16 protein-coding genes and 1 riboswitch are annotated in these 19662 nt (G+C 49.0%); of the genes, 12 read left to right on the top strand and 4 right to left on the bottom strand.

Annotation, left to right across the window (positions count from 1 at the left end; translation table 11 throughout):
- Positions 1 to 72: 72 nt before the first annotated feature.
- The 9 genes from pulA to KNO75_RS07650 all read left to right on the top strand — a co-directional run bounded on the left by pulA (position 73) and on the right by KNO75_RS07650 (position 10571).
- Positions 73 to 2994 (top strand): type I pullulanase, encoded by a 2922-nt coding sequence (gene pulA / locus KNO75_RS07690; RefSeq protein WP_214820812.1) that lies wholly within the window; start codon positions 73 to 75, stop codon positions 2992 to 2994.
- Between the two features lie 146 nt (positions 2995 to 3140).
- The gene (locus tag KNO75_RS07685) at positions 3141 to 5972 is read left to right on the top strand and encodes a sensor domain-containing protein (RefSeq protein WP_214820810.1); all 2832 of its coding nucleotides are present in this window, start codon (positions 3141 to 3143) and stop codon (positions 5970 to 5972) included.
- A gap of 95 nt (positions 5973 to 6067) precedes the next feature.
- Positions 6068 to 7144: a nitric oxide synthase oxygenase gene (locus KNO75_RS07680; protein WP_214820798.1), complete on the top strand. Its 1077-nt coding sequence runs from the start codon at positions 6068 to 6070 to the stop codon at positions 7142 to 7144.
- A gap of 14 nt (positions 7145 to 7158) precedes the next feature.
- On the top strand, positions 7159 to 7578 hold the full coding sequence (locus tag KNO75_RS07675) for an RDD family protein (protein ID WP_214693873.1): 420 nt from the start codon (positions 7159 to 7161) through the stop codon (positions 7576 to 7578).
- A gap of 125 nt (positions 7579 to 7703) precedes the next feature.
- Entirely contained in the window at positions 7704 to 8555 is an 852-nt protein-coding gene (locus KNO75_RS07670; protein WP_214793578.1) for a DegV family protein, read from the top strand.
- A 19-nt stretch (positions 8556 to 8574) separates the two neighbouring features.
- Positions 8575 to 8901 (top strand): thioredoxin family protein, encoded by a 327-nt coding sequence (locus KNO75_RS07665; protein WP_214793583.1) that lies wholly within the window; start codon positions 8575 to 8577, stop codon positions 8899 to 8901.
- A gap of 87 nt (positions 8902 to 8988) precedes the next feature.
- Positions 8989 to 9390, top strand: a complete 402-nt coding sequence (locus KNO75_RS07660; RefSeq protein ID WP_214817409.1) for a (4Fe-4S)-binding protein — start codon at positions 8989 to 8991, stop codon at positions 9388 to 9390.
- Between the two features lie 14 nt (positions 9391 to 9404).
- Complete coding sequence (locus KNO75_RS07655; protein ID WP_214820796.1) at positions 9405 to 10298, top strand: DUF5996 family protein; 894 nt, start codon at positions 9405 to 9407, stop codon at positions 10296 to 10298.
- Positions 10299 to 10571 (top strand): GNAT family N-acetyltransferase, encoded by a 273-nt coding sequence (locus KNO75_RS07650; RefSeq protein WP_214820794.1) that lies wholly within the window; start codon positions 10299 to 10301, stop codon positions 10569 to 10571. It begins immediately after the preceding gene.
- A gap of 35 nt (positions 10572 to 10606) precedes the next feature.
- On the opposite strand, the gene KNO75_RS07645 is transcribed toward KNO75_RS07650, so the two are convergent.
- The 3 genes from KNO75_RS07645 to KNO75_RS07635 form a co-directional block, all read right to left on the bottom strand.
- Positions 10607 to 11332, bottom strand: a complete 726-nt coding sequence (locus KNO75_RS07645; protein ID WP_214786714.1) for a DUF4261 domain-containing protein — start codon at positions 11330 to 11332, stop codon at positions 10607 to 10609.
- Positions 11333 to 11416: 84 nt separating this feature from the next.
- On the bottom strand, positions 11417 to 13738 hold the full coding sequence (locus KNO75_RS07640) for an ABC transporter permease (RefSeq protein ID WP_214820792.1): 2322 nt from the start codon (positions 13736 to 13738) through the stop codon (positions 11417 to 11419).
- Positions 13739 to 13750: 12 nt separating this feature from the next.
- Positions 13751 to 14449 (bottom strand): ABC transporter ATP-binding protein, encoded by a 699-nt coding sequence (locus KNO75_RS07635; RefSeq protein WP_214820790.1) that lies wholly within the window; start codon positions 14447 to 14449, stop codon positions 13751 to 13753.
- A gap of 161 nt (positions 14450 to 14610) precedes the next feature.
- Here KNO75_RS07635 and KNO75_RS07630 point away from each other — a divergent pair, with 161 nt between their 5' ends.
- Positions 14611 to 15441, top strand: coding sequence for a DegV family protein (locus tag KNO75_RS07630; RefSeq protein WP_214786721.1), 831 nt, complete (start codon positions 14611 to 14613; stop codon positions 15439 to 15441).
- 295 nt (positions 15442 to 15736) lie between these two features.
- Entirely contained in the window at positions 15737 to 17416 is a 1680-nt protein-coding gene (locus tag KNO75_RS07625; RefSeq protein WP_214820788.1) for a sensor domain-containing diguanylate cyclase, read from the top strand.
- A gap of 45 nt (positions 17417 to 17461) precedes the next feature.
- On the opposite strand, the gene KNO75_RS07620 is transcribed toward KNO75_RS07625, so the two are convergent.
- Complete coding sequence (locus KNO75_RS07620) at positions 17462 to 18103, bottom strand: homing endonuclease associated repeat-containing protein (RefSeq protein ID WP_074036465.1); 642 nt, start codon at positions 18101 to 18103, stop codon at positions 17462 to 17464.
- Between the two features lie 452 nt (positions 18104 to 18555).
- Between KNO75_RS07620 and KNO75_RS07615 the strand changes: the two genes are divergently transcribed.
- Positions 18556 to 19368: an undecaprenyl-diphosphate phosphatase gene (locus KNO75_RS07615; protein ID WP_214820786.1), complete on the top strand. Its 813-nt coding sequence runs from the start codon at positions 18556 to 18558 to the stop codon at positions 19366 to 19368.
- 80 nt (positions 19369 to 19448) lie between these two features.
- A riboswitch (FMN riboswitch) is annotated at positions 19449 to 19590 on the top strand.
- Positions 19591 to 19662: the final 72 nt, after the last annotated feature.

The raw sequence follows: 19662 nt of genomic DNA, 5'->3' as shown, positions 1-19662 counted from the left end.
TTCGTTAAAGGAAACCGTTTACAATTTTTGTGTAAGCGTTTTCTCAAAATAGTGCTACAAGGAGGGACCCTCATGGTCAAAAAGCAATGGAAACCCGTATGGGCAGTTGTGCTAACGTTTGCACTGATTCTGTCAATGTTTCCGATGCCGACGTCCGCTTTAGATAAAGGAAAGTCGACACTCGTCGTCGTCCATTATCAAGAGGCGCCGGATAACGAAAAGGATTGGAACTTATGGCTTTGGGCGAACGGCCCAGATTACTTCCCGAATAAAGGCTTCACGTTCAATGGGGAAGATGCATTTGGAAAGGTGGCGGCTTACGAATTCCCGGTCGACTCACCTGAAAAGATTGGTCTCATCGTCCGAACGGACAACTGGGACAAGGATAAAGGGTCAGAAAATGACCGCTTCATCACGAGTGACATGATTCAAGACGGTGTCGCAGAAGTGTGGATCAAATCAGGTGATCCAAAGATTTATACGTCTAATCCAGACGGAGAGACGGCATCAACGGAAATCGATATGAAAGTCCACTATTTCCGTTACGACAATACATATACGGACTGGGGCCTATGGGCTTGGCCAGACGGTGGGGACGGTCAGAGCATCGCGTTTGACGAGACTGATGCATTCGGTGGCGTGGCGAACGTCAAGCTCGCTAACCCAGAGTCGAAAAAACTGATGGGCTTGATCACGAAAAAAGGAGAATGGACGGAGAAAGACGGGGAAGATCGCTTCGTTCTTGGTTCAGCGAAAGAAATTTGGCTCGTTGAAGGAGATTCGACAATCTACTATTCAGAGCCTGAAATCGATCGCTCACCGAAACTCGTCTCATTCTCGGCGGACACGTTCCGTCAAGCAACGCTCACGACGAACCGCGTCATTACGGATGCGTTCATCGATGAAGTGACGGTGGATGGTGCTACTGTCGCTGCCATCACAAAGGCTAGTGACAAGTCAGTCACGATTGAATTCAGTGAAGACATCGATTTAGCGAAGGTCATCAAAGCCTCACATCCTGAGTTTGGTGAACAGACGCTTCAAGCAGGAAAAGTACTTCGTTCAAAAGAGTTTGATGCGAAGTATGCCTATAATGGAAAGCTCGGCATCACGTACCAAAAATCAAAAACACAATTTGTTCTTTGGGCACCGACTGCTCAACAAGTCGAGCTCGAGCTATGGAACATGCCGAAAGACCGACTAGCGAACGACAAAGACTTGAAAAAAGTCATCCAGATGAAACGCGGCGAGCGTGGCACGTGGGTGGCTGAAGTACGCGGCGACCTCGACGGTGTCGGGTATACGTATCAAGTGACACATGCGACAGGGAAAGTCCGTGCGGTCGATCCGTATGCGACAGCTGTCGGTGTGAACGGTGATCAAGGGGTCATCGTCGACTTGAAAGAAACGGATCCGAAACGTTGGAACTCGATGAAACCGAAGTTGCAACATGCAACGGACGCTATCATCTATGAGACTCACGTCCGCGACTTCTCGATTTTCGATGTCAAATCGAACACATATGATTCAGGCATTCGCTACAAAGGGAAGTACCTCGGTGTCGTCCAACCAGGGACTCGCTTGATTGAGAATGGGAAGAAGACAACGACGAAAACGGGGCTCGACCATGTCAAAGACCTTGGCGTGACGCACGTCCAGTTCATCCCGGTCTATGACTACAACACGGCCTCTGTCGACGAGACGAATCCAACGGCGACATACAACTGGGGCTATGACCCGAAAAACTACAACGCACCAGAAGGATCGTATTCGACGAATCCGTACGATGCCAAAGTACGAATCAGTCAAATGAAAGAAATGATCCAAGGCCTACATGACAATAACTTGCGTGCGGTCATGGACGTTGTTTACAACCACATGTTCGATGCACAGGCATCAAACCTTCACAAAATCGTACCGGGTTACTACTACCGTTATACGGCAGGTGGCGACTTCGCGAACGGAACCGGTGTCGGGAACGATACGGCGTCTGAGCGCGCGATGATGCAGAAACTCATCGTCGATTCAGTCGTCTACTGGGCAAAAGAATACCATTGGGACGGCTTCCGCTTCGATTTGATGGGAATCCATGATGTCGATACGATGAACAAAGTCCGTGCGGAACTGAACAAAGTGGACAAATCGATTCTCGTCTTCGGAGAAGGCTGGGATCTCGGTACGCCACTTGATGCGGAACTGAAGGCGAACCAAAAGAACGCCTACGACATGCCAGGTGTTGCTCACTTCAATGACAACATTCGCGACGGATTGAAAGGAAGCGTCTTCTACGATGAAGACAATGGCTTCATCAATGGAAAAGAAGGCATGGAAAATCGCGTGAAGACAGGAATCGTCGGTGAAATCACGTACAACGACACCATCAAAGGCTTCACGAAAGAACCGACGCAAGCGATTACGTATGTCGAAGCGCACGATAACCATACGCTTTGGGACAAGTTGGAGTTGACGAATCCTGACGCCTCTGAAGAAGTGCGTACAGACATGCACCGCCTCGCTTCGAGCATTCTCTTGACGAGCCAAGGAACGACATTCCTTCACGCTGGACAGGAATTCATGCGTACGAAAGAAGGCGATCACAACTCGTACAAATCGCCAGACTCCATCAACCAGCTTGACTGGAAACGGGCAGCCGACCGTAAAGCGGACGTCCAATACATGAAAGGTTTGATTGAGATGCGGAAAGCAAACCCTGGTCTCCGCATGACGAAAGCGACTGACGTGAAGCGCTTCTTGAAATTCTACAAGTCTGAGGCGAACGTCATCACGTACTTGATCGATGAAGATGCACCAGGTCAAAAGAACGACTTGTACATCACACATAACGCGAACCCGAACGCTGTATCCGTGAAACTTCCAAAAGGAACGTGGAACGTGATTGTCGATGGGGATCGCGCTGGAACGAAGACGATTAAGCGTACGACTGGCAGAGTCACAGTCCCTGCATACCATACGTTTGTCCTTGAACGTCACTAATTCATTGACCCCACTTGCAAACAAGTGGGGTTTTCTTATGTAACAAATATGGGTATTTGGTAATTAATGTTTGTTTAACTAGTGTTTTTGTATCAGTGTGAGATTTTACGTTTGGAATTTCCATCTCTTTCGAAAGGAGAGATTGTATGGCGATTTTCAAGAAGTGGATTCATCGCGTCAACGGAAACGACACAGATATGCTTTCGAAAGGGAAAGTGCCCGCATTTCATGTGGACTCCCTATTAATCGAACAATATCCTGATGCCATCTACGTAATCGATACAAATGGTCACTTAATTGATTCAAACGAAAAGATGGGACTTTTATTTGACGATTTCACTATTTCCCCGACAGAGTCAGAAGAGTTCGCGTCTTACCACGCGAGGGCGTTAGTAGGAGAAACGGTTCATTTTGAACTAGTCAAAACTTATGAGGGGCAAAAACGTAAACTCGCAGTCACGTGTACCCCACTTTATAAAGACCAACTCATTCAAGGTGTTTATGGGATTGTAAAAGACATGAGTACGGAATGGGAGACTCAAAACCGCTATGCGATTATGAAAGTAGGACGTGAGTTGCTTGAACAAGTGCCGGGTCTCATGATCATCGAAGCACATGTGAAAGACGGCACGTTTTCATTCTCCTCCCAAGTATCATCGTTCCTTGGCCTTTCAAAACGACGATTGAACGACATGACACTGAACGACATTCGCGAAACGGTTCATCCTGATGACTGGGAAGAACTAAAACAAGCGATTCAAACATTGCGAACAGCCGGGGAAGGGGCAGACTTCGCGATGGAGATTCGCCTTCGACATCAGGTCACACGTAAAGAGTTACCTGTGACGGTGAGAGGTGCGTTGTCTCTCGAACGGAACGTGTTCACGTACGTTATTTTTTCGACGAAAGACCAGCAACGCATCGAGCATGAATTGACCGATAAAGAAGAACTGTTGCGTCGCGTATGTGAGGCTTCAGACACGGCGATTTGTGACTATAGTTATGATACGCGCCAAATTGAGTTTGCGGCAGGGCAGTTTCAAGCCATCTTCGGTTATACGGTGAAACAGTTCAATGCCCATCCGGATTATTGGAAAGTCGTCATCAATCAGGAAGATTTGGAAAAGGTCAATCTGGCGAATGAACAGACGCGTCATATGACCCCGGTCCACCTTGAATATCGGATTTTTGTCGGAAAAAAGCAGAAATGGATTCAAGAATTCCGTCACCATCTATACGATGAGACGGGGCGCGTGCGAGGGTTTCAGGCGGTAATCCGGGACATGACCGAAGTGAGGGAGCATGAAGCAGAGGTGCTTCGATTGATCGAATTCGACCCGATGACGAATCTTCCGAACCGCGAAACGATGTTCCAGTCCGTCACAAGATTGATTCAGACGGACCTCGCATTCGTCTTATTCACGGTGACGTTCAATCGAATCGGTGACATCAATCGAGCTTTCGGTTATGAGTACGGGGATGAATGGCGAATTCAAACGGCGCATCGGTTGCTCGAAAGTGTACCGGACGAAGCGGTCGTCGGTCATTTAGATGGAGATACGTATCTCGTCATCATGCCTGGTCATCACGAAGATGAACAGTTGTTCCAAATCGGGAAGCGACTCACGACATTATCCGATTACTGTTTTCAACTTGAACCGTATTCCGTATATCCGAATATGCAAGTCGGAGTCAGCCGTTATCCGAATGATGCGGATGACGAGACGACGCTCATTCGCCGGAGTTATATGGCGATGGGACGAGCGGGGAAGTCGGGAGCGGCCTCGGTCTCTTTGTATGCCTCGCATATGAACCTTGATGAATTGAAGCGATTCGAATTGTTACGTGACTTGCCGAACGCCATTGACCGGAATGAATTTTATCTCTTATATCAACCGAAAGTGAATGCGTGGACCGGAGAGATCACGGGAGCGGAGGCGCTGATGCGTTGGGATCATCCGACATGGGGTGTCGTGTCTCCGCTTGACTTCATCCCACTCGCCGAAGAGAGCAACCTGTTCATTCGATTGACGGACTATTTGATTGAGGAAGTGTTTCGGTACTTGGCGACGTTACGGAGTAAAGTCCCAATCTCGTTGAACGTTTCCCCGAAATACTTGTATCACGAACAGTTGTTGCATACATTCGAAGCGGCGAGCCGGCGACATGATGTCCCGTTACATTGGCTTGAAATCGAAGTGGCCGAGACGTCAAAACTAGATGAAACACACCATATCATGAACGTCTTTTCTTCGTTGAAAGCGCTTGGGATTCAACTTGCCCTCGACGACTTCGGAAAAGGATATTCGTCACTAGCCTATTTGCAACAGTTCCAGGTGAATACGATTAAAATCGACCGAATATTTGGTCACGGCGTATCGGAAAACAAGCAAGCCCGTGCCATCATTCATAGCCTTGTCGTCTTGGCAAAAGAATTCGATCTCGCAGTCGTCGTAGAAGGGATCGAACAGATGGAAGATTTATTGCTGTTGCGTCAACTCGGTTGCAAGACGATTCAAGGGTATCTGTTCAGTCCTCCTGTCCGCGGAGATGCTTTCGAGAAGATGATGCATACCGGAAAACTGATTGCCGACCCGCTCGATGATCATGAAATGGCGACAACTCGTTATATTCAAGCGGGAATCACGATCACGACGATTCGACAACAACCGGTATCGGTCGGACTATCCTCAATCGTCTTGACATCACGTTCGGACCAGCATCTTCATTTTTATGCCGCACTTCGTCTTCCGCTAGAAGGAGAGGTCGAGTTCATTATTCGCTTTACGGTTGGAGCGGATTTACCTGTTCGTTTACATCGGATGACAGAAGTGACCAATGGGCTATATCAATACACTGCCGAATACGAATCGAGTCCGGGGGTGGAAGCGCAGCTCACTTCTCTTGAGACAGAAGTGACCGGAGACGAATCCATCTCCGATTATTTGCAACTCGTACATCAGGTAGAGGGAATATGAGCGTTCGACCTGTCGTAGGCGAGGATGGATAGTTGAAACGAAGGTCTCCTTTTCTCTAAGATGGAGAAGAGAGAAAAAATGAGGAGACTTAAGATATGAATGTGTATGAACAAGCGAGCGAGTGGATGCGACAACGGCAAGACGTCCCTTCTGAACGCCTGCGGCAAATCGAACAAGAAATTGAGCGCACCGGTACCTATACGTTGACGACAGAGGAGTTGTGTGAGGGTGCGAAAGTGGCGTGGCGGAACTCGAACCGTTGCATCGGACGATTGTTTTGGCAGACGCTCCATGTGATCGATGCTCGAGACGCCACAACATTTGATGATGTCTACGCGCGGCTTGTCGATCATCTTCATTTCGCGACGAACGGTGGGAAGATCCGCTCGACGATGACGGTCCTTCCGAACGAGTTCAAACTGTTGAATACGCAGCTCATTCGGTATGCCGGATATGAGACGCCAGACGGGATCATCGGGGATCCGATGTCGGTGACGATGACGAAACGGGCTGAACAACTCGGGTGGGTCGGTGCAGGCACGCCGTTTGACGTCCTGCCGCTCATGATTACGGACGGTCAGGATGTTCGTCTTTATGAATTACCGAGTGACGCTGTGCTCGAAGTGGATATCGTGCATGAGGAGTATGACTTGTTTGACGGGCGCACCATCAAATGGCACGCCGTCCCGGCCATCGCCGACATGGAGCTTGAAATCGGCGGTCTCCGTTTTACATCCGTGCCGTTCAACGGCTGGTATATGGAGACGGAAATCGGTGCCCGTAACTTGGCAGACACCGACCGTTATGACTTATTGCCACTTGTCGGCCGTTCACTCGGGCTCGACACGTCGAAAGAACGCTCCCTTTGGCGGGACCGTGCCCTCGTTGAATTGAATATCGCTGTCCTTCAGTCGTTCGAACGGGCAGGTGTCACCATCGTTGACCACCATACCGCCGCAAAACAGTTCAAACGATTCGAAAAAAATGAACGGGAAGCGGGGCGTGACGTCACCGGGCAGTGGAGCTGGCTCATCCCACCCCTATCGCCTGCGACGACGCACGTCTTCCATGAACATTATGACAATATCATCAAGACGCCGAACTTGTTCGCACGAAGCGGATGTCCGTTCTCGGGGTTTCGTCAGCCGGTAAAAGAGGAAATAAAAGGCTAGAACCGAGAGAAAGGATGATTGCTGTGGCAGTCCCACTTTGGAAACGAGCCGTCGCCGGTCAAATCGACCAAGTCGTCTTTCAGACGCCGGCCAAATTGATTGAGAAGGCAATCCGCAAAAAGGTATGGCCAGACAAGGAAGTGAAGCGGTATTACTTACCGACCGTTGTGACGATGGCTGGAGAGGTTTACTGTATGCTGTACCAAAACGGTCAGACACTTGGTGATCGAGTCGTTGGAATAAAAGTCGTGAGTGCGGACGGACGCCCGCTCTCTCTTGAACAGGTCATCAAACGGACACTTTATAAGGACGTCGTCTATCCGGCGACGCTCGGGATTCCGCTCATTCGAGCGCTCCAACAGATGAAGTCGAACAAAGACCTCGAGTTGCCGCATGACGAATTCGCCCATACAAAATTGATTTCGACGAAGTGAAGAGAAGCAGGGCGACCGCATGTCGCTCTGTTTTTGTGTCTCGTTCGGACGAGTAGGAATAGGGGCAGAAAATAAGGTATAATGGGATTGGACAAAAATGAACGACCATTGGAGGCTTTTTAGTTATGACAAAAATCGCATGGATTACCGACAGCATGGCCAACTTCTCACAAGAAGAGGCGGCGCGTCTCGGTGTGGATATCGTCCCGATTCAATTGATTGTGGATGGCAACGGTTATAGTGAAACAAATCTCTCGCTTGAAGACTTGCACCGGTATATGATTGACCAAAAGAAAGAAGCGAAGACGTCACAACCGATTTTCGGAGATTTCATCGGCCGCTACGAGCGCTTGAAAGAAGAAGGATATGACTGCGCCATCGCCGTCCACTGTTCGAACGGATTGAGCAGCACGGCCAAAAACTCAAAAGCAGCGGCAGAGGCGGCTGACTTTAAAGTGTATACAATCGACTCTCACGCTGCGCTCGAAGCGCAACAAGAGCTCGTTCGAATCGGAAAGGCTGCTGAACAAGAAGGCAAATCCGTCGAAGAGATTGTCGCATTGCTCGAAGCATGGCGTGATAAGAAAAACTTCTTCATGATTATCGGAAACATGGAAACGATGCGCCGCGGTGGCCGTGTTTCTTCGGGTGAACTGTTCCTTGCGAACATTTTGAACATTAAACCGATCATCACGCTCGATGAGACGGGGAAAGTCATTCCGTTCAAAAAAGCACGCTCGTTGAAGAAAGCCTATGCGGAGATGGTCGGCGAACTCGAACGTCGCCACGCGGAGAACGGTGTAAAAGACAATCGTGTGTTCGTCCAGACGGCACTCGCACCGAAGATGCAAGACGACCTTGTCGCACTTATCGAGTCGAAATTACCGGGTCTTGAAGTGGTACGGACACGATTCTGTCCATCCATCGCGGTACATGCCGGGTTTGAGACGGTCGGTGTCTTGTGGCTCGACGCTTAATTAATAGGAGGAATATAAGATGGAAGCAATGACAACGTTGACTGGATTGAACGAACGGATCGCGAGCACGGAACAACTGCTCGTTTACGTGTCACATCCAGGATGCAGTGTCTGTCATGCGCTGAAACCTCAAATCGAAGAGATGCTCCATCAATTCCCTGACATCGAGGCGGTCGCAGTGGATTCGGACGAAGTCCCAGAAGTTGCGGGAACCTTCTCCATTTTCACAGTACCGGTCGTCCTCTTTTTCATCAACGGAAAAGAGATGCTACGTCGGGCGCGATTCGTCCCAATCGGGGAATTGACACATCAACTCGAACGCATGCAAGAAATGAGACAAGCCTAATCGAAGCCCATCATCCCACTTGACGGATGATGGGTTTTTTTCGTAGGTGAACGGGTAAAGACCCGCAAACACATAAGGGGTGATTCGATGCGGGGCAAACAATATGTGGGAGAATCGATTGATGTGTATTATGATGTGTCGCTTTGCGTACATGCGGCAGAATGTGTGCGCGGGCTACCGGACGTGTTTGATACGAAACGAAAACCGTGGATTTTACCAGACGGTGCCGAGGCGCCTGATGTCGCGACGGTGATTGAACGTTGTCCAAGCGGTGCGCTCCAATTCGTCCGAAAAGACGGAGGAGATGCGGAGACGCCGGATGTGCCGACATCTGTTAAGCTGAACGACTGGCAACAAATCGAGGTGCGGGGCGACCTTCACATTGAACAAGGGAATGACATCATTTCGACTTACCGAGCGACACTGTGTGGGTGCGGGCAGTCTGAGAAACGACCGATTTGTGACCATAGTGGCGCATGTAAAGGATGAGAGGATGAGTGAGGATGCATATTCCACTGCATTCAGAATGGCACGACACAAAGTTGACCTTGCATTTGATTTCCCAACTGCTCGGGAAGATCAGACTTCAACTGGCACCGCCAGAACCGCAGTGGGGGCATGTCTCGTTGCCGCTTATGGTGCAAGGATTCACGACAGGGTTGTTGTTCGAAGGAGAACGAACGCTACAAATCGACGTGGACCTGTTGACGTCTTGTCTCGTCATCCACGTCGAGAATCAGACGGACGCCATTCCGATTGAATCGGGGAAGACGATCAAGTCTTATCACGATGATTTATTCACGCGTCTTCGCGAACACGGGATACATGTGAACATCAATCCGAAACCACAAGAGATGTCGTTCACAGGCCAGCTCGATACGGACGAGACACCGCTTGCCTATGACGCGGCGTATGCCCGAAAAGGGTTAAGGTTGTTTCAGCGAGCGGCGCACGAACAACTGACATATTTATCAAAACTGCGATGCCGAAAAATCAAACCGGCCCTCTTTTGGGGAACGTTTGACGTCTCGTCACTCGTCATTTATCCGATTGAACAGCCGTTTCCGGAGAACAAAGTGATTGAGCGTGTCGCCTTTGATGAACAGTTTGTCGAATTCGGATTTTGGCTCGGGGATGATGTGACGGATCGTCCAAGTTATTTTGTGTTGCCGTATCCGTTTTTGTTCAGACCGTTGCCGACGGAGACGTTGAAGCCGGGCGCGGCTTATTATGACGCGGAAAAGAGTGAATTTTTCTTGCCGCTTGATGAAGCAACGAGTGGTCACGTCCAAGACTTTTTGTCCACCTCGTTCGATATCTTGATGCGTGAGATGGATTGGACGACGCGTGATCATTTCTTCATCCCACTAAAACTAGAGGAGGAGCGTGGTAAGTGAATGGAGATCAAACAGAAGGAAAATACGTTTTACGTCGGGGACGAGGGGAAGCCATCGGCAGAACTGCACTACGTACCGACGGGACCCGACAAACTGATTGTCGATCATACGTATGTCAGTGATGACCTGCGAGGACAAGGAATCGGGGAGAAACTTGTGGTCGCTGTCGTCGACTATGCTCGGACAGAAGGGAAGACAATCATCCCGCTTTGTCCGTTCACAAAAAATCAGTTCGATCGTCATCCTGAATACCATGACGTGTTGGCGACATAAAAAAATGGAGTGCCGAATGGCGCTCCATTTTCAGGTTATTCTGCTGCTTGTGGGACGAGGTAAATCAAACCGAACGGGTTATGCAACAAGTTGTCGATTGTCGTCCGTTCGTCTTCACCCATCTCGACCGTGAAGGCACGTCCGTCTTCGAACGCGAAATGGTCACCATCGCCGAACATCGCGCCACCTGAGATGAGGTGGAAGTTGAACGAATGAATCACATGGATGGCATCCTCGATATCAAGTGTCATCGGAACAGCCACGTCTGCATGACCGAACGCTTTCATTCCCCATGACATATAGGCGTTCTCTTCTTCCGTGATGGCCGTCAACAGCGAGTAATCGAGCGCGAGGTCTTCTTCTTTCGACTCTTGCCATTCATCTTTCGAGAAAGAGACACCAGCCGACTCGACCATGACGCCAACCCCACCAGCATTTAAGACGGCATTTGCGGCACGGCGCGCAGCGGCAACGTCTGTCAAATCGTTGACATCGACAATCAAATAGACGACATGCGTATGACGGGCGATTCCTTTTGCGACTTTTGGTGTGAATCCACCCGAACTCGCGTGAATCATCGCCTCGGCGAGAGCCGGGTCTCGTTCGACGACTTCTACAGTAAACGCCTTGCCCGTCTCATCTTCGAGCAACAACAGACCGGCCATCGTGTAGCCTTCACTATGTAAACTAATTTGTTCGTTCACGCCTTCCGCGGAAGACCAGTTCCCTGGAATGGCGAGCATAACTTGTGTACGATTCATGTCAATCATCCTTTTCTGCAAAAGTCAGGCCCCTCCTCGGGAGAGGCCTGGTCTATCTTTTATTATGCCCTATTTTGGCACAAATTATTCTTGATATGTCTTCAATACTTCCTGAAGTGGGATTTGATCAATCTTCCGTCGGCTGATAAACGTGCTCAGGAAGAAGAGGAGAACGACCGCACCGAGCGTATAGACGATATAGATCCACTCGAATTCCAGCGGCAGCACGAGCCCATAATCTTCTGCGAACACGACGATAATGACCCGAAGCGTCAACAAGGCGATTGGAATGCTCAAAAGGGCCGAGACGAGCGCGTAAATGAAGTAACTGTTCAGTATCATCGAGCGGACTTCCCGTTTTTGGTATCCCATGACTTTCAACAAGGAAATGACATAGTAATTCTTCTCGACCGTCAGTGCCGTCAGGACGAATAAGATGCTGAAGGCGATGAGGGATGCCCCGCCGATCAAGACGTTCATCATAAAGTTCATATATTGATTGATGGATTCGGACTGCTCAATCAACCCTTGACGCGACAAGATGGTCGTATAGTCGGAGTCATCTGGGCGCTCCATCGCATAGATGCCATTGAATAAGTCATCCGTCATCCCATCCGAAAGAAGTTCACTTAACGTCGTCCGGGGCAAATAGGCGAAGTCTCCAGAGAATTCATCGGCGATGCCCGTGATGGGATAAGTCAGCGTTTCCTCATTCAGTTCGATATCGATGTCCTGCCCGACCTCGAGTCCGAGTTTTAAGGCAAGGGATGACGATACGATTAGTCCGTCAGGTTCAAGTGTCAGCGTGTCACCCTCTTCGTTGCGTAAAGGGAATAAGGTATTGTCGATATCTAAGCCTTTCAAGGTGATCAGTTTCTCTTCAACAAACGCGAACGGATAAGTGAGGAATGGTTCTTGTCCGTCTTCGATTGGCGGTGAACCGTCCGTATACGCTTCGTATTCATAGACGGCCTCATTCAAACCACCCACGGTCATTCGGTCGACGGCTCCGTTCATCATCAGGGCGAAGACGATGAGAATGGTCGAGAACAAAATACCGAGGAAGAAAATGAGAAAACTGCCTGTACTTTTGACGGCATACAAGTATTTGAACTTCGTCTTGCCGCTCGCTCGCTTCAATAGTCGACTGACGAATCGGCTCAGTCGATTCAAGGAGACGTTGTCTCGAGGTGATAGAAGGGCGAGGGCGCTTTCTCCCATGATTTTATAGATGACTGCGCCTGCGACGAGCGCGAAGAATAGCAATGGTGCAAACACGGCAGTGAGAAAGACGAGCGGACTTTGGGCGATGGTGATGGACGGTAAAAGGTAAAAGTCGAGATACAACTCTTTCAACGGGTCCGCAAAATAAAGACCGAGGAAGTAGCCGATGATGAGCATGAAGAAAGCGAAAATCAAGATGAGGACGAGATAGGGTGCCGCGATTTGACGGCGACTATAGCCGATCGCTTTCAACAGTCCGATTTGGCCTCGTTCCGCCTCGAGCATGTTCGAAATCAAGATGGCGACGATGATGACGGCAATCGACACGATGAAGAGACTGAGTCCGAGCGCCATCGCTTTCCCAGATGAGATTTCACTATAAATCGCACCGCTACGGATGATATTTTCTGTCTCCATGACGGACACGACAAATGGCAATTCGAGATCGGTCACGACTGTCTGCTCCGTCACACCCGATAGACGGAACGACTCTTGTCCGACAGTGGATTCGAACGATTCGTCCGTCATGAGTAAGAGCGTCTGAGAGCCTGGGTCTAGATTGAAAAAGTTGTCATCGAACAGTGGGAGTGTGTAGTCAGGGAAGAGGACGAACCCGCTGACGGTGAACGGTCTGCCGAGATCGATCGTGTCCCCGATTTCAATCCCGTTCTCTTCAGCATATTTTTTGTTGAGGGCGACCTCGTCATTCGTATTTGGTCTTGATCCAGCCTCTACATAGGAGCGGTTGATTGTATCAGATTCCTTCAATATGAGACCACGATGTTCGGCATCACCGAGCGTGTACGTGATCGTTTTGAAGTCACGGAGCTCAATCGTCGCCTCTGGCATCTCTCGTTCGACTGCATCGATGCGGGAGGCGATCAAACGATTAAAGACGTCTTCGTCGGTCTGTTTGATGTCGGCCAGTGTGAACGTTCCGGTTCCAGCGAGTGTGGCGACATCGGGATCACGTAATTCTTCTTCCGTTACCCGGTTCAGCATCTCGATGGCGAAGTCTTCCTGGTTCGATTCCTCCAAGTATTCTTCGGTCGGAACTTCGATTCCGCTGATCCCATAGAACATCATCGTGTACGTGAGCGAACTCATGACGATGATGATGGCGATGGCGAGCAGTTGCATCCATTTTTTGCTGAGCGTCTTCCACACGTTTTTGTACAGCATGTCGCCACCTCCTTATCCCCAACGAATGTCACGTGCCGCGACGCGGGTGTCATTATGGATTACTTCGACAATCCGACCGGAATTCATCTTGATGACATCGTCCGCCATGTCGCTGATTCCATTGTTGTGCGTGATGACGACGATCGTCTTTTGATACGTCTCGTTCAGTCGTTCCAATAACTCGAGCACCTTCTTCGAATTCTCTTCGTCGAGCGACCCCGTCGGTTCATCACAGAAGACGATGGATGGATTTTTAGCGAGACTTCGGGCGACGGAGACCCGTTGCTGTTCACCGCCGGACAATTGATAGGGATATTTGTGTCGGGCTGTCGCGAGTCCGACTTGATCGAGCAATTCATCGATGGGGAGTGGGTCTTTTGTCAAATCAGATCCGATTTGAATATTCTCATAGACAGTCAAGTTTTGAAGGAGATTGTATTGTTGAAAGATAAATCCGAGATGGTCGCGTCGGAATGTCGTCATCTGTTCAGGAGATAAATCGGTCAGCACCGTGTCCCCGAACGTGATCTTGCCACTTGATACGGTATCGAGTCCGCTGATGACGTTGAGTAATGTACTTTTCCCGCTTCCACTCGGTCCGAGGATGACGACGAATGCGCCGTCACGAATGGTTAGGTCAATCTCTTTCAAGGCGGCGGTCTCTACATCGCCAGTCTTGTAAATTTTATTGACGTTCTCGAGTTGAATCATCTCTCGTTCGCCTCCTTTGTTCGTTATGTATCATGTACCCGTTTCGAGGTCAGATTGGACGAGCTGCACATAGGATGTTTTGAAAAAATAGTGAAACCGCTTCACCTGTGATAAAATAATATAACCAGGTACTAAAAACTTTTTTTAAGGGAGAACTTTCCATGAAGATTGCTTATATCACGGACAGCACGATTGTCCTTCCAGATGCTTTAGTGAACCATCCAGACATTCATATCGTCCCGCTCTACGTCGTCAAAGGGGACCAACCGTATAAGGACGGGATTGAAGTCGATGCGACGACCGTCTATGAGTGGATCGATGCCGGGGAGCGTGTGTCGACGAGCCAGCCTGCCATCGGAGATTTTGTCACACTCTATGAGAAGTTGAAAGACGAGTACGATATGGGAATCGCCATCCACTTGTCGTCTGACTTGAGCGGAACGTATTCGGCATCCGTACAAGGGGCCGAAATCGCTGAATTTAAGTTACTCGCTTTCGATTCACGAGCAGGCATCTATACGATGGGACTCATGTTTGAGGAGTTGATTGAACGTGTCGAACGAGGCGATGCACTTGAAGACGTCGAAGCCTACATGAAGGAGCGCGTCGAAGATGTGCGCATCGAGTTGACGCTTCAAAATTTGACGCAGATGCAAAAAGGCGGACGTATCTCAAAATCGAAAGCATTGATCGGGAATATGCTTCAATTGAAGCCGGTACTTCGATTTGAGGATGGATTAATCGTTCCTTATCAGACCGTCCGCACATACAAGAAAGCACAAGCCCACTTGTTCGAAGTGTTGCGTGCGGCGATTGAGTCAGGAGAATGTCAGGATGTCTCGATTTTCCACGGGAACGTCCCTGAACTCGCGCAAGAATGGAAAGAACGACTCGGTGACAAGATTCCGATTCGGGTCGACACGCTCGCACCGCTTCTCGGGGCACATACGGGATCTGGGTCGATCGGGATTTCATATTTGAAAGCGAAATAAGACATGAAGGCGATGCTCGTGAGAGGATCGCCTTTTGTATGTTTCAATGTTGTTTTTGCTTCCGTAAAAAGAGAAATGTGATCGTCAGCGAATAGATCAAAAGAAATGTGATGAGAAACATGGAAAGGTCCATTGTTAGCCTCCTTTCTATGACTGTTGCCGACTTGTTGTTAAGTAAAACATCTAAATGGGAATAATTTCAATATTTCATTGTCTCAACTTTCAAACAATTGCTGGAATGTTTTTGCATTACGGGTCATACTAGAAAAAATGAACGGGAAAAGGGGAGAAGACGATGCGATTTCGGAAGTATCTAGTTCGGAGCTGGCTCGCATGGGCCGTCGTCTTCACAGGTGTGACGTATTTGACTTTGCACCACCTCGAATCGTTCGACTGGCCGTTGTTTTGGTTTATCTATACACTAGGTGCTTTGTTCGTCATGAACCCGCTCAAGCGTAGACATCTGCATTTCACGTTCCATGAGATGTTCGTCTTTATCACGTTCTTCCTCTATGGACTCGCCCCGGCCCTCCTGATGGGACAGCTCCTCTTGTTCACCTTTCAGGCGAGGACGTTCAACCGTCGGGTAGGGCGTCGTCGTTTCTTACATTTCTATCCGCTCAATACGGTAATTGAATGCCTCCTCGTCCTATTGCCAGGCCTAGCCTATATCGGCCTCGGTGGACGCATCGGTGAACAGGTTCATTTGATGCAACAAGGCGTGGCGATGTTGGCGTTCTTAGGTACGCTCTTCCTCGTTCTAACGATGAGTTTTGCCCTGTCGTACTTCATGGTCGGAGAACGAATCCCGTTACCGATCATGTGGCGGTTGATTCGATTCGATTGGCTCGTCGTGTCACTCGAACTGTTGTTCACGATGATTGCGATTGAATCGTATCTCGTGTTTGGATATGTCGGGCTGATTGTCACATTCTTCGTTCTATCCGTCTTAAAGATGACGATGTCGAAAGCGACGGAGACAGAAGAGACGAAAACAAAAGTCGATCAGATCGAGCGATTGAAAGAGCAGCTCTATCGTGTCGATAGTGAACAGCTGTTGATTGAAAAGTTTTGGAACGGACTACGTGACGTCGTTGAAGTCGAACGTGGTTGGCTGCAGGTCAACCGAAAAGGGGAGCGGACGTTTTATGATATGACGGGACGCATCATCCCGAGTGTGCCGGACGCTTATACGATCGAGCGCTATCAAGACGAGGATGAGCCATGTTTCGTCTATGATTCACTTCATGAATGGCATCCCGACTTGCAACAACAGCAACAAGAGCTTCATCATTCGGCGCTCGTTATCCAGCCTGTTTGGGGAGCGGAAACGGCCGTCAGCTGTATGGTGTCGACGACAGCGAACGGCGCGTATGAGATGCCGATTGCCGTCGAAGTGAATCGGCTCCTCAAAACGTTGTCGTGGTCAATCGAGCGAATCGATGAGCGGGACCGCCTTCAACATGAGAGTTTGACGGACCCGTTGACAGGTCTCCATAATCAGCGGGCGTTACGTAACTGGACGACAGAACGATTGAACGACGTCGCATCCTATCCACTATCCCTTTTCCTAGTTGATTTGGATCATTTCAAGTCGATCAACGATACATATGGACATGCGTTCGGGGACGAGGTGTTGATTGAGGCCGGACAATTGTTCACGCGTAGCGTTCGGGCGACAGATTTGGTGACACGGTATGGTGGCGAAGAATTTGTATTCGTCTTTCCTCGGATGGATGAGGCTGTAGCCCAACTGGTCGGTGAAAAGATACGCGACGCACTGAAACGACATGACTTTGGCACGGAAGGGACACGCATTACGGTGACGGCGAGTATTGGGATCGAGACGATTCATGAATATGAAGACCTCGATACGGTACTTCGGCATGCGGACCGAGCCATGTATGTCGGTGCCAAGTTCAATGGTCGTGACCGGGTCGCCCACTATCAAGGATTATCAACAGAAGTCAGATGAAAGGAGGATCCGCCAAATGGCAGATCCTCCTTTTGTATGAAAAGATTATGAGTTCGTATTATAAAGTTCCGATTCAACAGCATGAACGGCGGCTGACCAAGAGCCGTAACGATGTAAGATCGCTTTTGTCGAAGGCTTGTTGTTACGCTTCGCCCATTCCCGATATGCTTCGAAGGAGAGGGAGAAGCCCATTTCCTGAATGGCTTCACGGAGCGCGTTGGAGAGTTCCGTTTTCGAATAGGTGACACTCGCCTCAAGTCCTGCCTCGGCACAGGCATCATGCCACGAACCGAACGTCTTGACGATGTGATAATGGCTCGGTGCCTTCGGATGGAGCTTTCGCCATTGCTGATACTTCTTCAAGGTGATAATCGAGCCCATGTCTCGCGAATAAAGCGCAAGTGTCTCGATGATGTCCTCGCGTGTATACTTTGGCATTTTGTCTGGCAATTCGACAGTTGCTTCTCCATGCCATTCATAGCCTGCGATGGCAAGTGCCTCAGCCCATGACCCGAACTGTCTGATGATCGATTCAGGAGATGGCCAATTCTGTTCCATGGCAAAGCGACGATAGACAGAACGGCGCGGACGTTCCTTCAACAAGTCCCCGAGAAGGCGGATGCAATGGATCATCCTCTGCTGTTCAGTGGACAGGTGATGGGATTTAGTGGTTAGCGTTTGACTCAATGATGGTTCCTCCTTCCGTGGACTCAAATATGAACCGACAAAGATGAAAAAAATGCTCCTACAATCATACTATCGGATGGTTTTTCGGATTTATTAACGTGATTTTGAAAATTTTTAAACATATTCTAAGAAATGGATAGGTCTAAAGTCACAGAAAAAGATTTCAAAAAATGGTAACAGTTCTATTACAAATTAAATCGAATTTCGAGATAAATGTAAACAAAAAGTTTTAATCAACCAAAAATGTCATATTTTATAAAAAAGTACCCAACTGGAGAAATGGGGTCATCGCCTTCGCTCCAGATGAGTACCCTTCTATAATAAATTTAATTTTCAGACTAATCAATCGAATATTGAAATTACATCAAAAAATTTTTAACAGCTGGTCAACGAAAGTCCAATTCTGCTAAAATAGGCGCATTGAGTGAAAAACAGAAAAGAGGATTACCATTATGACAGTTTGGTTATTTTATACGTTGCTCGGATTGATCCAGGGATTCACGGAGCCGATTCCGATTTCATCAAGTGGACATCTTGTTATCTTCCAAGAATTATTTAACATCGACTTGCCGGGATTGTCATTTGAAGTTTTCGTAAACTTTGCTTCGCTCCTCGCGGTTTTGACGGTCTATCGTAAAGATGTCATCCGTCTCATCGTCAGTTTATGGACGTTCCTATTCAAGAAGGACCGAACGGAAGAAACGATGGTCGATGTGAAGTTTATCGGCTTGCTCCTCGTCGCAACGGTTCCAGCCGGTGTCCTCGGTGTCATTTTCGGCGACTGGATCGGAGAAGTACTCGGTGGCGTCGCGACGGTCGGATATACGCTCATCATCACAGGTCTCGCGCTTTGGTTCATTCGAAATATGCGCGGGAATAAAGGGGACGGCGGTATCACGTTACGTGACGCCATCTTGATTGGGCTCGCCCAAGCGGTAGCACTTATCCCAGGCATCAGTCGCTCTGGGGCGACCATTGTCATGGCGATGTTACTCGGGATCAAGCAGGAATCAGCACTTCGTTTCTCATTCTTCCTGTTCATCCCGATCAGTCTCGGAACGATGATTTTGGACGGTCCGGCTTTGTTTACGAACCCGGAGACGCGTGACTTGTTCGGCCCGCTCATCTTGGCGTTCATCGCCTCATATGCGTTGACTGCGATTTCGTTGAAGTGGTTCCAACACATCATGGCTAAAGGCGAACTGAAGTATTTCTCATATTATTGCTGGATTGTCGGGCTTCTTGTCGTCCTCTTTCTCGCATAATCGAAGCGCTACTCTTACGAGTGGCGCTTTTTGTTTTGCGAAATAAAAACAATTGCGATACAGTAAATCTGTACAAACAAATATTCCTTCGGGGTCGGGTGAAATTCCCAACCGGCGGTGATGGGCCACGCCCTAAGTCCGTGACCCGGGCGCACGTGTGCGAACGGTGGATCTAGTGAGACTCTAGAGCCGACAGTATAGTCTGGATGGGAGAAGGAACAAAAAACAGGTCCGCGTGACCTGTGCTTCGTCGTACGCTTTTCTGTAAAGAAAACGTTTATTTGGCTTGCCCAA

Origin of the sequence: Exiguobacterium sp. s35 (assembly GCF_018617535.1) — a bacterium.
GTDB lineage: Bacteria > Bacillota > Bacilli > Exiguobacteriales > Exiguobacteriaceae > Exiguobacterium > Exiguobacterium aestuarii.
This window is presented reverse-complemented; position numbering and strand designations above follow the sequence as displayed.

Bases quoted from the DNA above. Each gene is read 5' to 3' on its own strand.
- pulA (WP_214820812.1), top strand. From the start codon at position 73: ATGGTCAAAAAGCAATGGAAACCCGTATGGGCAGTTGTGCTAACGTTT.
- KNO75_RS07685 (WP_214820810.1), top strand. From the start codon at position 3,141: ATGGCGATTTTCAAGAAGTGGATTCATCGCGTCAACGGAAACGACACA.
- KNO75_RS07680 (WP_214820798.1), top strand. From the start codon at position 6,068: ATGAATGTGTATGAACAAGCGAGCGAGTGGATGCGACAACGGCAAGAC.
- KNO75_RS07675 (WP_214693873.1), top strand. From the start codon at position 7,159: ATGATTGCTGTGGCAGTCCCACTTTGGAAACGAGCCGTCGCCGGTCAA.
- KNO75_RS07670 (WP_214793578.1), top strand. From the start codon at position 7,704: ATGACAAAAATCGCATGGATTACCGACAGCATGGCCAACTTCTCACAA.
- KNO75_RS07665 (WP_214793583.1), top strand. From the start codon at position 8,575: ATGGAAGCAATGACAACGTTGACTGGATTGAACGAACGGATCGCGAGC.
- KNO75_RS07660 (WP_214817409.1), top strand. From the start codon at position 8,989: ATGCGGGGCAAACAATATGTGGGAGAATCGATTGATGTGTATTATGAT.
- KNO75_RS07655 (WP_214820796.1), top strand. From the start codon at position 9,405: ATGCATATTCCACTGCATTCAGAATGGCACGACACAAAGTTGACCTTG.
- KNO75_RS07650 (WP_214820794.1), top strand. From the start codon at position 10,299: ATGGAGATCAAACAGAAGGAAAATACGTTTTACGTCGGGGACGAGGGG.
- KNO75_RS07645 (WP_214786714.1), bottom strand. From the start codon at position 11,332: ATGAATCGTACACAAGTTATGCTCGCCATTCCAGGGAACTGGTCTTCC.
- KNO75_RS07640 (WP_214820792.1), bottom strand. From the start codon at position 13,738: ATGCTGTACAAAAACGTGTGGAAGACGCTCAGCAAAAAATGGATGCAA.
- KNO75_RS07635 (WP_214820790.1), bottom strand. From the start codon at position 14,449: ATGATTCAACTCGAGAACGTCAATAAAATTTACAAGACTGGCGATGTA.
- KNO75_RS07630 (WP_214786721.1), top strand. From the start codon at position 14,611: ATGAAGATTGCTTATATCACGGACAGCACGATTGTCCTTCCAGATGCT.
- KNO75_RS07625 (WP_214820788.1), top strand. From the start codon at position 15,737: ATGCGATTTCGGAAGTATCTAGTTCGGAGCTGGCTCGCATGGGCCGTC.
- KNO75_RS07615 (WP_214820786.1), top strand. From the start codon at position 18,556: ATGACAGTTTGGTTATTTTATACGTTGCTCGGATTGATCCAGGGATTC.